The organism is Aliiroseovarius sp. (assembly GCF_030148435.1).
GTDB lineage: Bacteria > Pseudomonadota > Alphaproteobacteria > Rhodobacterales > Rhodobacteraceae > JASBTN01.
In genome coordinates this window covers 17,589-31,290 of sequence record NZ_JASBTN010000077.1, presented here as the reverse complement: position 1 = coordinate 31,290, position 13,702 = coordinate 17,589, and the positions used below count along the sequence as shown (strand labels likewise).

At 63.7% G+C, this 13,702-nt stretch carries 15 protein-coding genes; all 15 read right to left on the bottom strand.

Annotation, left to right across the window (positions count from 1 at the left end):
• Positions 1–41 precede the first annotated feature (41 nt).
• The 15 genes from rpiB to rpsM all read right to left on the bottom strand — a co-directional run bounded on the left by rpiB (position 42) and on the right by rpsM (position 13,623).
• On the bottom strand, positions 42–488 hold the full coding sequence (gene rpiB / locus Q1V43_RS13600; protein ID WP_300518994.1) for a ribose 5-phosphate isomerase B: 447 nt from the start codon (positions 486–488) through the stop codon (positions 42–44).
• Positions 489–812: 324 nt separating this feature from the next.
• Positions 813–1,598, bottom strand: coding sequence for an amino acid ABC transporter ATP-binding protein (locus Q1V43_RS13595; protein ID WP_300518991.1), 786 nt, complete (start codon positions 1,596–1,598; stop codon positions 813–815).
• A 15-nt stretch (positions 1,599–1,613) separates the two neighbouring features.
• Complete coding sequence (locus tag Q1V43_RS13590) at positions 1,614–3,083, bottom strand: amino acid ABC transporter permease (protein ID WP_300518988.1); 1,470 nt, start codon at positions 3,081–3,083, stop codon at positions 1,614–1,616.
• A gap of 1 nt (position 3,084) precedes the next feature.
• Positions 3,085–4,356, bottom strand: a complete 1,272-nt coding sequence (locus Q1V43_RS13585) for an ABC transporter permease subunit (protein ID WP_300518985.1) — start codon at positions 4,354–4,356, stop codon at positions 3,085–3,087.
• 118 nt (positions 4,357–4,474) lie between these two features.
• Positions 4,475–5,494, bottom strand: a complete 1,020-nt coding sequence (locus Q1V43_RS13580) for an amino acid ABC transporter substrate-binding protein (RefSeq protein ID WP_300518982.1) — start codon at positions 5,492–5,494, stop codon at positions 4,475–4,477.
• Between the two features lie 219 nt (positions 5,495–5,713).
• On the bottom strand, positions 5,714–6,421 hold the full coding sequence (locus Q1V43_RS13575; protein ID WP_300518979.1) for an ATP12 family protein: 708 nt from the start codon (positions 6,419–6,421) through the stop codon (positions 5,714–5,716).
• A complete protein-coding gene (locus tag Q1V43_RS13570) occupies positions 6,421–7,110 on the bottom strand; it encodes an HAD-IA family hydrolase (RefSeq protein ID WP_300518976.1) in 690 nt (229 codons plus the stop codon). Before Q1V43_RS13570 ends, Q1V43_RS13575 begins: the two co-directional genes overlap by 1 nt.
• A 4-nt stretch (positions 7,111–7,114) precedes the next feature.
• A complete protein-coding gene (locus Q1V43_RS13565) occupies positions 7,115–8,152 on the bottom strand; it encodes an RluA family pseudouridine synthase (protein WP_300518973.1) in 1,038 nt (345 codons plus the stop codon).
• A complete protein-coding gene (gene crcB, locus Q1V43_RS13560; protein ID WP_300518970.1) occupies positions 8,149–8,523 on the bottom strand; it encodes a fluoride efflux transporter CrcB in 375 nt (124 codons plus the stop codon). Before crcB ends, Q1V43_RS13565 begins: the two co-directional genes overlap by 4 nt.
• Positions 8,524–8,697: 174 nt before the next feature.
• Positions 8,698–10,002: a replication-associated recombination protein A gene (locus Q1V43_RS13555; RefSeq protein ID WP_300518967.1), complete on the bottom strand. Its 1,305-nt coding sequence runs from the start codon at positions 10,000–10,002 to the stop codon at positions 8,698–8,700.
• 150 nt (positions 10,003–10,152) lie between these two features.
• The gene (locus Q1V43_RS13550) at positions 10,153–10,764 is read right to left on the bottom strand and encodes a LuxR family transcriptional regulator (RefSeq protein WP_300518964.1); all 612 of its coding nucleotides are present in this window, start codon (positions 10,762–10,764) and stop codon (positions 10,153–10,155) included.
• A 375-nt stretch (positions 10,765–11,139) separates the two neighbouring features.
• On the bottom strand, positions 11,140–11,568 hold the full coding sequence (rplQ, locus tag Q1V43_RS13545) for a 50S ribosomal protein L17 (RefSeq protein ID WP_300518961.1): 429 nt from the start codon (positions 11,566–11,568) through the stop codon (positions 11,140–11,142).
• A 155-nt stretch (positions 11,569–11,723) separates the two neighbouring features.
• Positions 11,724–12,740 (bottom strand): DNA-directed RNA polymerase subunit alpha, encoded by a 1,017-nt coding sequence (locus Q1V43_RS13540; RefSeq protein WP_300518958.1) that lies wholly within the window; start codon positions 12,738–12,740, stop codon positions 11,724–11,726.
• 109 nt (positions 12,741–12,849) lie between these two features.
• Positions 12,850–13,239: a 30S ribosomal protein S11 gene (gene rpsK, locus Q1V43_RS13535; RefSeq protein ID WP_300518956.1), complete on the bottom strand. Its 390-nt coding sequence runs from the start codon at positions 13,237–13,239 to the stop codon at positions 12,850–12,852.
• A 15-nt stretch (positions 13,240–13,254) separates the two neighbouring features.
• Positions 13,255–13,623, bottom strand: coding sequence for a 30S ribosomal protein S13 (rpsM, locus tag Q1V43_RS13530; RefSeq protein ID WP_300518954.1), 369 nt, complete (start codon positions 13,621–13,623; stop codon positions 13,255–13,257).
• Positions 13,624–13,702 lie beyond the last annotated feature (79 nt).

The following is a 13,702-nucleotide window of genomic DNA, read 5'->3' as shown; positions in this document are numbered from 1 at the left end:
GGAGTTTCGACGCGCGCTTTGCTGATGCCTTCGCGGGAAGCTCAGCCCTCCAGCGCGGTAATCATGTCGACGCGGGTGCCGTGGCGGCCGCCTTCGAATTCGGCACCCAGGTAGGCCTCGACGATGTCGATGGCCAGGCCTTCGCCAATCACGCGGGCGCCCAGCGACAGTATGTTTGCATTGTTGTGGGCGCGGATCATGCGGGCGGAAAACGCATCCGAACAGACACCGCAGCGAATGCCGGGAATCTTGTTGGCGGCCATCATGATGCCCTGACCGGTGCCGCAAAGGATCACGCCGAGGTCGGCCTCGCCACCCGCCACCTTGCGCGCAGCGGCAGCCCCGTGGTCGGGATAGTGGGTGCTCTCGGAGCTGGTCGGGCCGATATCCTCGACCTCGTAACCCAGGGTGGCGATATGGGCGGCCAGCGCCTGGCGCAGCTCGATGGCGGCGTGGTCGCTGGACATGACGATGCGTTTTGCGGACATGGGGTGGCTCCGAGGCTGTGGGTTGTGGGGGTGGTTCTGCGCGGTTTTGGGGACTGCTTCAACTGGAATCTTGGGGGAAGTGGGAGCAGGCCGGGCCACGCCCGACCCTGGGTGGGCGTTTCGGAACGGGTGTGTGGCGAGAGGCGGCGCAAAAGGGGCTGACCTGCATGGGTGTTGAAACGTCGCAATACGCCCTCCCGTGGGGAGGGTCAGGCGTGGCCCGGCCTGCGGCCGTGCCGGAATCGCAACTTCGCTTCGCTCGTAGCAAAGGAAAAGCCCCGCAACTTCGGCGGGGCTTTCCGGTCTTTCGCAATGCGTCACAGATCAGAGGATCTGGGACAAGAACAGTTTGGTGCGCTCCGACTGCGGGTTGTTGAAGAACTCCTCGGGTTCGTTCTGTTCGACGATCTGGCCCGCGTCCATGAAGATCACGCGGTTGGCGACCTCCTTGGCGAAGCCCATTTCGTGGGTGACGCAGAGCATGGTCATGCCCTCTTCCGCCAGCTCCACCATGGTTTCGAGCACTTCCTTGATCATCTCGGGGTCGAGCGCCGAGGTGGGTTCGTCGAACAGCATGATGCGCGGCATCATGCAGAGCGAGCGGGCAATCGCCACGCGCTGCTGCTGACCACCCGAAAGCTGGCCCGGGTACTTCAACGCCTGTTCGGGGATCTTGACCTTTTCGAGGAAATGCATCGCGGTTTCCTCGGCCTCCTTGCGGGGGGTCTTGCGCACCCAGATCGGCGCCAGCGTGCAGTTTTCCAGGATGGTCAGATGCGGAAACAGGTTGAAGTGCTGAAACACCATACCAACCTCGGAGCGCACCTTGTCGACATTCTTGAGGTCCGACGTCAGCTCGGTCCCATCAACGATGATCGAGCCCTCCTGGTGTTCCTCCAGCCGGTTGATGCAGCGAATGAGCGTCGACTTGCCGGACCCGGAGGGCCCCGCGATGACGATGCGTTCGCCCTGATTGACGGTCAGGTTGATGTCCCGCAGAACGTGGAAGTTGCCATACCACTTGTTCATGCCGGAGATTTCAATCGCGACCTCGTCCGAGACGGACATCTTGGAACGGTCTGCGTGGGTTTCGAGTTCGATGGAAGACATATCAGGTCTCTCCTCTTAACGGTGATCGGTGCGCAGACGGCGCTCCAGATACATCGAGTAACGGGACATGGAGAAGCAGAAAACGAAGAACATCAGCGCGATGACCGCGAAGAGTTCCCAGTAGATGCCAACCCAGTCCGTGTGGGCACGGATGGTGTTCGACAGGCCCAGCGGGTCCAGAAGGCCGATGATCGACACCAGCGTGGTGTCCTTGAACAGGCCGATGAAGGTGGACACGATGCCGGGGATCGAGATCTTCAGCGCCTGCGGCATGATGATCAGCCGTTGCGCCTTCCAGTAATCCAGACCCAGGGCATCCGCCGCCTCGTACTGACCGCGCGGCAGCGCCGCGAGCCCGCCCCGGATCACTTCGGCCATATAGGCCGAGGCAAACAGGGTCGCCATGATGATGACGCGCAGGATGATGTCGAAGTTGGTGCCTTTTGGCATGAAGATGTTCAGGAGCGTCGAGGCCACGAACAGCAGCGTGATCAGCGGCACGCCGCGGATGAACTCGATGAACCCCACACACAGCGCCTTGACGATCATCAGGTCGGACTGACGGCCCAGCGCCAGAACGATGCCGATCGGCAGCGAGATCGAGATCGCCACGACCCCGATCGTGAGCGACAGGAGCATGCCTCCGAACAGGCGGCTTTCCACCGCCTCGATCCCCATCGGCAGGATGCCATGGGCCACATCCGCGAAACCGGCGGCGGCAAAGAGCCACCACAGCACCGGCACCACGAAGGCCAGGATGGTGGCCCCCAGCGTACCGATCACACCGGCGGTCAGCCGCATGGCCGCCCAGCCCAGGACAAAGCCCAGGAGCGCGACGATCGGCAGCCAGAACGAGCCGCCCCACAGAAGCCATGGCGCAATGAACGGGTAGAGCACCGAGAAAATCAGCGGGTTCGGCAGGCGTTTCGCCCCGGCCGCGATCTGTTCGGCCCGGTCGGCCTTGTTGGTCGTGACCATCTGGAAGCCGACGAAAGCGGCACCTGCGGCCAGGACCACGGCCAGGGCAACGCCCAGCGTGCCGCCCACCTGAAGGGCGCCGATGGCCAGCACGGCCAGCAGCAGGAACCAGTTCATGCGGCGTGAGATCATGGCAAAGAGCACCGGGATCAGCGCGATGAACAGCAGCACGAAGCTGAGGATCGGGCGCCAGTAGAGCTCTTGCGGGTAGAAGCCGAACAGAAGCTGCTTCCAGCGGTCGCGAATCACGCCCCAGCAGGCGCCTTCATGACCGGCGACGATTTCCTGGCAGTCACGCAGGTTGGCCGCGGCCCAGGTTGGCGAGATTGCCCAGCCCAGGAACCCCATGACCGCCCAGACGATGAACGCCACGGACAAAATGGTCAGGGTCGAGTTCACGATGCCGTTGAACAGGTTTTCGCTCATCCAGCCCACGACCCCGACGGTCGAGGCGGGCGGCGCCCGTTCGGGCAGCATTTCGGAGCGGACGAAGTGCAGGTCGGACATATCAGCGCTCCTTCAGTTTCACGGAATTGTTGTACCAGTTCATCACCGCCGAGATGGTCAGCGAGATGGACAGGTAGACCAGCATCAGAAGCAGGATCGCCTCCAGCTCGCGCCCGGTCTGGTTCATGGTGATGCCGCCGAGCGTGCCGGTGATGTCCATGTACCCTACGGCGATGGCCAGCGAGCTGTTCTTGGTCAGGTTCAGGTAGTTGGAAATCAGCGGCGGGATGATCACCCGCAGGGCCTGCGGCAGGATCACCAGCGACATGGTGCGGCGCGGACGCAGGCCGAGGGCGGAGGCCGCCTCGGTCTGGCCCTTGGAGATCGCGAGGATCCCGGCGCGCACGATTTCCGCGATGAAGGCCGCGGTATAAAGCGACAGGGCCAGCCAGAGCGCGATCAGCGAGTTGCGCATGTGGGTGCCGCCCGCGAAATTGAAGCCTTTCAGCTCGGGGTAGCCCAGGTAGAAACCCAGTGCCCAGAGCACAGTCAGGGTCGGCACCGCGACGACGGCCAGGCGGATGTGCCAGACGGTTGGGCGAACCCCGGTCTTTTCCTGGGTCGCATTGGCGCGCTTGCCGATCATCCGGCTGATCAGGAGCCCGCCGATGAAGACCACCAGAAACACGATCAGGTCGAGGCTCACGTCGAAGCGCAGCGAGCTGGTGCCGAACAGGTGAATGTTGCCCAGGCTATTGGAAAACAGCGGTTCGGGCACGTAAACGCCCCGATTGGTAAAGGCCACCGTGTCGAACAGGCTCATCGTTGCGGCCGGGTCTTCGCCCCGGAAGGCCCGCGGGCTGGGCATGCTTTCGATCATGACCGCCATTGCCAGCACGATCCAGAGCAGGACCGGCACATTTCGGAACATCTCGACATAGAAGGCCATCAGGCGCGAGATGATCCAGTTGTGCGACAGCCGGGCCACCCCGACCATCACGCCGATCACCGTCGCGGTGATACAGCCCATGACGGCCACGAGCAGCGTATTCAGCAGCCCCAGGAAGGAAGCGCGCAGGTGCGTGTCGGTGCTGGTATAGTCCAGCAGGCGTTGGTTGATGTCGTATCCGGCACCTTCGGTCATGAAGCCGAAGCTGGGCTCCTTGCCCAGGTCGGCGAGGTTCTGGCCGGTGTTGTTGATCAGCCAGCCGATCAGGGTCAAGAACCCGATCAAGGCGACGATCTGGATTGTTATCGAGCGGTAGCGGCTGTCATAGATAAGCATCGACAGCTTGAACCCGCCCTGGTGATGAGGGTCGGTCATCGTTGTCATATAGGACATTCCCCGTAAGGCCCCGATCTGTTTTTCTGGCGCCGTTTTCGGCTGCCGTCAGGGCTCATTGGTAAATTGGAAAGGGGCGCGGTTGTTGCCGCGCCCCTTCCTGATGTGCTTAGCGGAAGGGCGGCGAGTAGATCAGGCCGCCGTCACGCCACTGCGCGTTCAGACCACGCGCCAGGCCGATCGGGGTGTTCTCGCCGATGTTCTTTTCGAACACTTCGCCGTAGTTGCCACCCGACATGATCGCGGCCTTGGCCCAACCGGCGTCCAGGCCGAGCATCTCGCCCAGGTTGCCTTCGGTGCCCAGCAGGCGGTTGACCTCCGGGTTGTCGCCGGCCGCGGCGGACAGTTCACCGATGTTGGTCGAGGTGATGCCGAATTCCTCGGCAGCGATCAGCGCATTGAGCGTCCAGCGCACGATGTCGCCCCACTCGTTGTCGCCGTGACGGACCAGCGGGCCCAGCGGCTCTTTCGAGATGATTTCGGGCAGGATGACCGAGGAGGTCGGATCCTCGAAGGTCGAACGGGCAGCGGCCAGACCCGAGGCGTCGGTGGTGTAGACGTCACAGGCGCCGGCATTGTACTGCTGCAGCGCTTCGGCCTGGGTCTCGATCGGGACCGGCTCGTAGCTCATGTTGTTGGCGCGGAAGAACTCGGCCAGGTTCAGTTCGGTGGTGGTGCCGGTCTGGATGCAGACGGTGGCGCCGTCCAGTTCCTTGGCCGACGAGACGCCCAGATCCTTGGGCACCATGAAGCCCTGACCGTCGTAGTAGTTGACACCCACGAAGGTGAACTTCAGGTCCACGTCGCGCGACAGGGTCCAGGTGGTGTTGCGGGCCAGCATGTCGATTTCACCCGAGGACAGCGCGGTGAAGCGCGTCTTGCCGGTGGTCGGCACGAATTCCACGGCGTCCGAATCGCCCAGAACGGCTGCGGCGACGGCGCGGCAGACCGAAACGTCGAACCCTTCCCAACGGCCATTTGCATCCGGGGCGGCGAAGCCGGGCACGCCAGTGGCGACGCCACAGTTCAGCTTGCCACGAGCCTTGACGTCATCAAGCGTGGCTGCAGCCGAAGCGCCCGCAGCCAGACCGGCCACGGTCAGCGCGCCAAGAAAAACGGTTTTTTTCATGATTACCTCTTCCTGATTTTCCGCCCGGTTCCGGGCGTTCTCTTCCGGCTCTTGCGGCCGGGACGATTTGAGCGACGGGGGTTGCCCCTCGTCAGCGTGCATGAGTTTGGGCGCAATCATGAGATTTCGTCAAGGGTTACATCGGATTTCCTGATGCCTTACGCAGGGGAAATCGATGCCTTTTTCGGCAGCGCTAACGCATGAGTTGTGACGTTTGCGTCAACGGCACATCCGAAAAAAGCGAATCGCGTGTTCAAACGCCTGCTTTTTCAGGGCTGCCTGCGCGCTGGCGTCCTCGTCCTCGCCCCATTGTTCTTCTTGCCAGGTCTCGTCCAGACGCGACAAATCCCACAGCTCGGCGGCGGACATGTGGCCTTCGGTCGCGGCAAGCCCCAGCACGAGAGAGCCCGAAATCGACACCAGATCGTGAAATGCCGTGAGTTCGAACGGGGTAAAGGCGGACACACGCGCAGCGAGATTCGCAAGCGCCTGCGCCTCCTGAGGCGCGTGAATGACGCCGGAAACCGGGGCCAGCCGGGCGCCGAACACATCCGCCGCCCAGTCGAGCAGCGGATCCCAGCGCGCGGCCTGCCGCGCGACCAGCGCTTCGGGGCCGGTTGCGCGGTAACACAGCAGGTCGCTGTCGCCATAGGCGGCCAGCATTTCGGCCACTTCGTCGAACTGTTTCGTGACCTTGTCGATCGCCGCGTTGGCCGAACGGGTGATCGGCATGGCGGTCGGATCGACCTTGTCCTCCTGGGCGTCCCATTCGGCCGCGATGCCCTCGGCCATGGCCCGGGTCGGCACCACCAGAGGGGCCTTGGCGGGGGTGCGCACGCCGCGCCCGTCAAGCTCGACGCTCCAGCCGCCCCCCACTTCGACCGCCGTGGCCACTTTCCAAAAACGCTTTGCAGCCCAGGTGCTCATCAAGTCCCCCAAAGTTCGTCCAGCGCGGGCAATACGCCCGCGAACGTGTCCACGATCAGGTCCGCGCCCGCCGCGCGCAGGGCGGCAACCGGGTGGTAGCCCCAGCTCACGCCCAGGGTGCGAAACCCCGCCGCGCGGCCCATTTCGATGTCATAGGTGGTGTCGCCGATCATCACCGCGTCGCCGGCTTCGGCCCCCGTGTCGGCAAGGCATTTTCGCAGCATCGACGGGTGCGGTTTCGACGGGTGGTCGTCGGCGGTCTGCCGGGTCAGGAAAAGCCCCTCCCAGCCATGCGCGGCGATGGCATGGTCCAGCCCGCGTTTCGCCTTGCCGGTGGCAACGCCCAGCAGCACCTCGTCGCGGGCGGCCAGCGCGTCCAGCGCATCGCGCGCACCCGGGTAGAGCGGCGCGGCGGCCTCACCGCCCTTTTCCGCGCGCAGGGCGATGAAGTTCTGCTTGTAGCGGTCCGCAGCGCGGGCGACATCGCCGGGCGGCAGGTCGGGCCGCATCCGTGCAATGGCCCGGTCAAGCGAGAGGCCGACGATCGACAGCACCTCGGCGCGGGTCGGCAGAGCGGCACCCAGGTCGGCAAAAGCGCGGGTCATCGCCTCGACGATCAGGTCCTGGCTGTCCATCAGCGTACCATCGACGTCGAAAACGGCGAGTTTCAGGCGGGTCGGATCAGACAACTGCTTACAGCCCCTCGAAGGGATCGTCCGCCGCCAGATCCTCGGTCCAGCCGAACGTCTCGAAGGTGCGGGCGATGTGGTCGGGCAGATCGGCGGTCACAGTCACGGGCTTCTTCGTCACCGGGTGTTCGAATGTCATCGAGCGCGCGTGCAGATGCAGTTTCTTCGAGATCTCGCCACCGATGCCCGCGCCCCAGCCGTCGCCCAGGTTCTCCTGCCCGGAGCCGCCATATTTGCCGTCGCCGATGATCGGGTGGCCGATCTCGGCCATATGGGCGCGCAGCTGGTGGGTCCGGCCGGTGATCGGCTCCATTGCCACCCAGGCCGCCCGGCTGGCAACGCGGTAGAGCGTGGAATAAAGCGTGTGCGCGCGTTTGGCGCCGTCGGCCTGCGCCATGTCGCGCGGATGCACGCAGAGCATTTTCTCGCCCTGCCCCTTGCCGCCGCCCGGTGCCTTCACCAGCCCATAGCGGATTTCGCCCAGATAGGGTGTCGGCACGCCGGCCACCACGGCCCAGTAGATCTTGCGCGTCTCCTTGTGGCGGATCGCGCCGGTCAGCGCGGAGGCCACGGCGCGGCTGCGCGCCAGCAGCAGCACGCCGGAAGTGTCCGTGTCGAGCCGGTGCACCAGGCGCGGCTTTTCCTCCAGCCCGAATTTCAGCGCCTCGGCCAGCCCGTCCACGTGGCGGGTCTGTTTCGAGCCGCCCTGCGTCGGCAGGCCGGGCGGCTTGTTCAGCGCGATGATGTGATCATCGCGGTAAATCACGCAGTCCTGGATCAGCTTGGCATCAGTGTCCGAGACCCTGGGCTTGGGCTGGGCCGTGATCTGGCCGGGCTCGGGCAGTGGCGGCAGGCGCACGTCATTGCCCGGCGCCACCCGGGTCGAGGGTTTCACCCGCCCGCCGTCAACGCGGATCTCGCCCTTGCGGCAGGCTTTCTCGATCCGGCCCTGACCGACATGGGGAAACAACCGCTTGATCCAGCGATCCAGCCGCTGCTCGGGTTCGCCCGGGCCGATCGTAATGGTCTGAACGCCGCTCATAGGATGCTCCGTGTCAGTAGGATGCCCGCGACGATGGCAGCGATCGACAGCACGACCGAGGCCAGCACATAGCCCGCCGCCGCCGCGGTCTGGCCGCGTTCGAACAGGGTAAAGGCATCCAGGGAAAAGGCCGAAAAGGTGGTGAAACCGCCCAGCATGCCGGTGATCAGCAGGGGAGCGTAGGCATTGCCGCCCTTCTTCGCCAGAACCACCACCAGCACCCCCATCAGCATCGAGCCCAGCACGTTCACGGTGAGCGTCGCCCAGGGATAGCCATGCCCCATGATCCGCGTCGCGGTCACGTTGGTCAGATAGCGGGCCGAGGCGCCAAGAGCGCCGCCCAGGGCAACTTGCACAAGGGGTATCATCATGGGGCCTGACTGAGGCCCCGGGGCCTTGTTGTCAAGGCTCAGCCGGTTCACGCACCGTTTTCCGGCGGGCGAGTATCGGGCGCGACAGAACTTCGCGCTTTCAATGGCTGCAATCGAAGGTCGCGCCGACGGACAGGACGGTGCCGTGGCTGTGCCCCTGACGCTTCACCTGTGTCAGCGGCGTTTTTTACGCAGGTTCGCGAAATAATCCGTTCGCTTTTTCAACTCGCGTTCGAATCCACGTTCGACCGGCAGGTAATAGACGCCGCGCTTCATGCCGTCAGGGAAATAATTCTGGCCGGAAAACCCGTCCGGCGCGTCGTGGTCATAGGCATATCCGGCGCCGTAGCCCTGGTCCTCCATCAGCCGGGTGGGCGCGTTGAGGATATGTTTGGGCGGCGGTTCGGACCCGGTCTTCTTCGCCGCTTTCATCGCCGCCTTGTAGGCCACGTAATTGGCGTTCGATTTCGGCGCCAGCGCCAGGTAGATCACCGCCTGCGAGAGGGCCAGTTCTCCTTCGGGGCTGCCCAGGCGCTCGTAGGTTTCCCAGGCGTCCAGGCAGACGCGCTGCGCCTGCGGGTCGGCCAGGCCGATGTCCTCGACCGCCATGCGCGTGAGGCGACGGCCCAGGAACCGCGGATCCTCCCCGCCGTTCAGCATGCGGGCAAACCAGTAAAGCGCCGCATCCGGGTCCGAGCCGCGCACCGATTTGTGCAGGGCGGAAATGAGGTTGTAATGCGCGTCGCCGGATTTGTCGTAATTCGCCGCCCGGCGCATCAGGCGGGTGCCCAGATCCTCGGTCCCGATCCGGGCGTCGAGCCCCCAGGCCATGACCTGTTCGATCAGGTTGAGCAGCGCGCGCCCGTCGCCATCGGCCATCTCCAGAAGCGCCTCGCGGGCAGGGCCGGTCAGGGGCAGTTCGCGCCCCAGCTCCCGTTCCGCCCGTTGCGCCAGGCGCTCCAGATCGGCCAGCGACAGACGGGTCAGCACCAGCACCTGCGCCCGCGACAGCAGGGCCGCGTTCAGCTCGAAACTCGGGTTCTCCGTGGTGGCTCCGACCAGAAGGATCGTGCCGTCTTCCATATGCGGCAGGAACCCGTCCTGCTGGGCCTTGTTGAACCGGTGGACTTCATCGACGAACAACAGCGTCCCCTGGCCGTTCTGACGCCTGAGCCTGGCCGCCTCGAAAACCTTTCTGAGCTCCGGCACACCGGTAAAAATCGCGCTGATCTGCACGAAATGAAGGTCGGTCTCGTCGGCCAGAAGCCGCGCGATCGTGGTCTTGCCGACCCCGGGCGGCCCCCAGAAGACAAGCGACCCCAGGCTGCCCGCCTTCAACATCACGCCCAGAGGGGCTTCGGGGCCCAGCACCTGTTCCTGGCCGATCACCTCCCCCAGGGCCTGCGGGCGCAACCGGTCCGCCAAAGGGCGGGGCGCATCGGGACGGTCTTTCGCCGGGGTGTCGAACAGGTCAGCCATGGGCGCAGACTAGGCGCGCGGAAGGCCAAGCACCAGAGCCCCCTGCCCTCTTTATCTTGCCAGAAATATCCCGGGGGGTCGTCATTGTTGCGCCGTTGGCCCGAGCGACAATGGCGACGGGGGCTGCCCCCGGCGCTCGCCAACACGAAACTACAGCAGATTGTATTCCTGCGCCCGCTGCACCGCTTCCGCCGTGGTGCGCACCATCAGACGATCCCGCGCGGAGCGCAGCCGCGCCTTCAGCGCGCTTTCGGAAATCCCCAGGATCGCCGCCGCCTCGGCATGGCGCGAGCCCTTCGCGATCAGCCGCAACGCCATGCGTTGCGCCGGTGTCAGCTGGTCCGGCGGGGTCGAAACATCGTGCAACTCTTTCACCACGGCCTGGATCTCGTCAATCTCGTCATCGCTGAACTCGCGATCCTCGCGGGCGAAGCCGCCGATGGTGCGCGAGGAGATCGGCCCGCAGGAGACCACAACCCCGTAGTTCAGCCCGAATACCCGGGCCTGGTCCAGGATGCCGTGCTGATCGGGCAGCCCGACCTCGCTCCAGCGCCGAGCGCCCTCGTTGCCAAAGCCCCAGAACACGGTGGGATCGGCAAGCATGTAGCCGTTTTCGGTATAAGCCTCGGTCCAGCGCGGGTCATAGGTCTGGAACATCAGGTGGGCGGCGGCATAGCGGATGTGCAGCCCCAGAGCATAGCCCTTGGGTGACAGGTCAGACAACCTGGCCAAGCCCTGGTCCAGCCCCCGACTATCCCTCATCTTGGCATTTCCCACCACGCCCTGCACAACCCGGTCTATCCTTTTAGACAAGTTGATATAATTAGCATCAACTCTAAATTGTAAATACACAATCCTCGAAAAATCGAGAGGCCAAGGTGCAAAACAGGGACGCGGACCTGCTGGAGAAGTTGAACGGTCTTTCCGATCGTGACCGGGAAGCCTTGATTGATTTCATGGGCTTGTCGGACTCCGCACGGAGCGGAGCAGCACATTTTCTGGACCTGTTGCGTGCCTCGATGTTGCTGCACCGTCAGAGGCACAGCGGCAGGATCAACTGACCCCTGCCACCGAAACGAAAAAGCCCCACCGAATCGGCGGGGCTTTTCTCTCCTGCGGGGCCGGGCCCGGCGGAGGTTATTCTTCGGCCAGTTCGGCGGCTTCTTCGGCAGCCAGGCGAGCCCGGTCGGCGGCGCCCTTGGCTTCCGGATCGCGGTCCACCAGCTCGATGATCGCCATCGGGGCCATGTCACCATAACGGAAGCCGGCTTTCAGCACGCGGGTATAACCGCCGCTACGCTCGGCGTAGCGCCGGCCCAGGACTTCGAACAGCTTGGCCACGTCCTTGTCCTGCTTCAGCTGAGCGGCAGCCTGACGGCGGGCGTGCAGATCGCCACGCTTGCCCAGGGTGATCAGCTTTTCGATGACGCGCTTGAGTTCCTTGGCTTTCGGCAGGGTGGTCTTGATCTGCTCGTGCTCGATCAGCGAGCCAGCCATGTTCGAGAACATCGCCTTGCGGTGTTCGTGGGTGCGGTTGAGGCGACGGTAGCCTTTGGCATGACGCATTTCATTCTTCCTTCATTTTGTGCCCGTTCGGGCTTGTGCTTTGTCCGTGAACCGATGCGTGTCGGTCCCTCTCCTTGGGGCAGGATCGCCCGAATCTTCCCCGTCCATGCGGGAATTGAATGCAGGGTGAAGTCGCCCTCACCCTGCAAGATTTCTTAGAACTGGTCTTCGAATTTCTTGGCCAGTTCTTCGATGTTTTCGGGCGGCCATTCCTCGACGTCCATGCCCAGGTGCAGACCCATGCCCGACAGCACTTCCTTGATCTCGTTCAAGGATTTGCGGCCGAAGTTCGGGGTGCGCAGCATCTCGGCTTCGGTCTTCTGGATCAGGTCGCCGATATAGACGATGTTGTCGTTCTTCAGGCAGTTGGCAGACCGCACCGACAGTTCCAGCTCGTCCACTTTCTTCAACAGAAGCGGGTTGAACTCCAGCCCGTCGTCCTCGTCCTGGCGACCGGCGGCTTCGGGCTCTTCGAAGTTCACGAAGATCGACAGCTGGTCCTGGAGGATGCGGGCGGCGAAGGCGATCGCGTCGTCGGGGGTGACAGACCCGTCGGTTTCCAGTTTCATGGTCATCTTGTCATAGTCCAGCACCTGACCCTCACGGGTCGGCTGCACGTCGTAGGACACCTTCTTGATCGGCGAATAGATCGCGTCGACCGGGATCAGGCCGATCGGCGCATCTTCCGGCTTGTTCTTGTCCGAAGCGACATAGCCCTTGCCGGTGTTCACGGTCAGCTCCATGAACAGGTCGGCGCCGTCGTCCAGGTGGCAGATCACGTGGTCCTTGTTCAGCACCTCGATGCCGGCGGTTTCCGAGATGTCACCAGCGGTAACAACCAGCGGACCCTTGGCCGATATCGACAGGCGCTTGGGGCCTTCGACCTCCATCGACAGGGCGACGCCCTTCAGGTTCAGGATCACGTCGGTGACGTCTTCGCGCACACCGGCGATCGAGCTGAACTCGTGCAGCACGTTGTCGATTTGCACCGAAGTGATCGCGGCACCTTGCAGCGAGCTCATCAGCACACGGCGCAGGGCGTTGCCAAGCGTCAGGCCGAAGCCGCGTTCCAGCGGTTCGGCAACGACGGTCGCCTGGCGCGCCGGGTCGTTGCCCGGTTTCACGTCCAGCGACGTCGGCTTGATCAGTTCGGCCCAGTTCTTGTGGATCATGCGTCCCTCCATTCCTGTCCTGCCTCATGTCCGAAGGCAAAACGCCCGAGGTTGTAAAATGACGGACTCGGGCCGTGGTGAAATCCACGGCCCGAGCAATTCGAAATAATCAGACGCGGCGGCGCTTCGGTGGGCGGCAGCCGTTGTGGGCGATCGGGGTCACGTCACGGATCGAGGTGATGTTGAAACCGATCGCAGCCAGGGCGCGCAGAGCCGATTCACGGCCCGAACCCGGACCCTGAACTTCGACTTCCAGCGTCTTGACGCCGTGTTCCTGAGCCTTCTTGCCGGCATCTTCGGCGGCCATCTGGGCGGCGTAGGGGGTCGACTTGCGCGAGCCCTTGAAGCCCATGGTGCCGGCCGACGACCACGCGATGGCGTTGCCTTGCACGTCCGAGATCAGGATCTTGGTGTTGTTGAACGAGCTGTTCACGTGGGCAACGCCCGACGCGATGTTCTTACGCTCTTTACGCTTGGTGCGGGATTTATCACGAGCCATTGGTCGAACCCTCCCTTATTTCTTCTTGCCGGCAATGGCCTTTGCGGGGCCTTTGCGCGTACGAGCGTTGGTGTGGGTGCGCTGACCGCGCACGGGAAGGTTGCGGCGATGACGCAGGCCACGGTAGCAGCCCAGGTCCATCAAACGCTTGATGTTCAACTGGGTTTCACGGCGCAGATCACCTTCCACCAGGTAGTTGGTGTCGATGTGTTCGCGAATGGCCAGAACTTCGGCATCCGACAGTTCGTTAACACGGCGGGTCGCATCGATTTTCACGGCTTCACAGATTTCGGCGGCCGAGGTGTGGCCAATACCGGTGATGTAGGTCAGGGCGATCGGGACCCGTTTGTGGGTCGGGAGGTTCACGCCGGCAATACGTGCCAAGTGTCTTATTCCTTTTCGTTGCGGTTCCGTAACTCCGGAACCTTTTTTCACAACACAAGCCCGCGGGATTCTGGTCTCC

Coding starts and splice junctions, on each gene's coding strand:
- rpiB (WP_300518994.1), bottom strand. CDS start 488: ATGTCCGCAAAACGCATCGTCATGTCCAGCGACCACGCCGCCATCGAG.
- Q1V43_RS13595 (WP_300518991.1), bottom strand. CDS start 1,598: ATGTCTTCCATCGAACTCGAAACCCACGCAGACCGTTCCAAGATGTCC.
- Q1V43_RS13590 (WP_300518988.1), bottom strand. CDS start 3,083: ATGTCCGACCTGCACTTCGTCCGCTCCGAAATGCTGCCCGAACGGGCG.
- Q1V43_RS13585 (WP_300518985.1), bottom strand. CDS start 4,356: ATGACAACGATGACCGACCCTCATCACCAGGGCGGGTTCAAGCTGTCG.
- Q1V43_RS13580 (WP_300518982.1), bottom strand. CDS start 5,494: ATGAAAAAAACCGTTTTTCTTGGCGCGCTGACCGTGGCCGGTCTGGCT.
- Q1V43_RS13575 (WP_300518979.1), bottom strand. CDS start 6,421: ATGAGCACCTGGGCTGCAAAGCGTTTTTGGAAAGTGGCCACGGCGGTC.
- Q1V43_RS13565 (WP_300518973.1), bottom strand. CDS start 8,152: ATGAGCGGCGTTCAGACCATTACGATCGGCCCGGGCGAACCCGAGCAG.
- crcB (WP_300518970.1), bottom strand. CDS start 8,523: ATGATGATACCCCTTGTGCAAGTTGCCCTGGGCGGCGCTCTTGGCGCC.
- Q1V43_RS13555 (WP_300518967.1), bottom strand. CDS start 10,002: ATGGCTGACCTGTTCGACACCCCGGCGAAAGACCGTCCCGATGCGCCC.
- Q1V43_RS13550 (WP_300518964.1), bottom strand. CDS start 10,764: ATGAGGGATAGTCGGGGGCTGGACCAGGGCTTGGCCAGGTTGTCTGAC.
- rplQ (WP_300518961.1), bottom strand. CDS start 11,568: ATGCGTCATGCCAAAGGCTACCGTCGCCTCAACCGCACCCACGAACAC.
- Q1V43_RS13540 (WP_300518958.1), bottom strand. CDS start 12,740: ATGATCCACAAGAACTGGGCCGAACTGATCAAGCCGACGTCGCTGGAC.
- rpsK (WP_300518956.1), bottom strand. CDS start 13,239: ATGGCTCGTGATAAATCCCGCACCAAGCGTAAAGAGCGTAAGAACATC.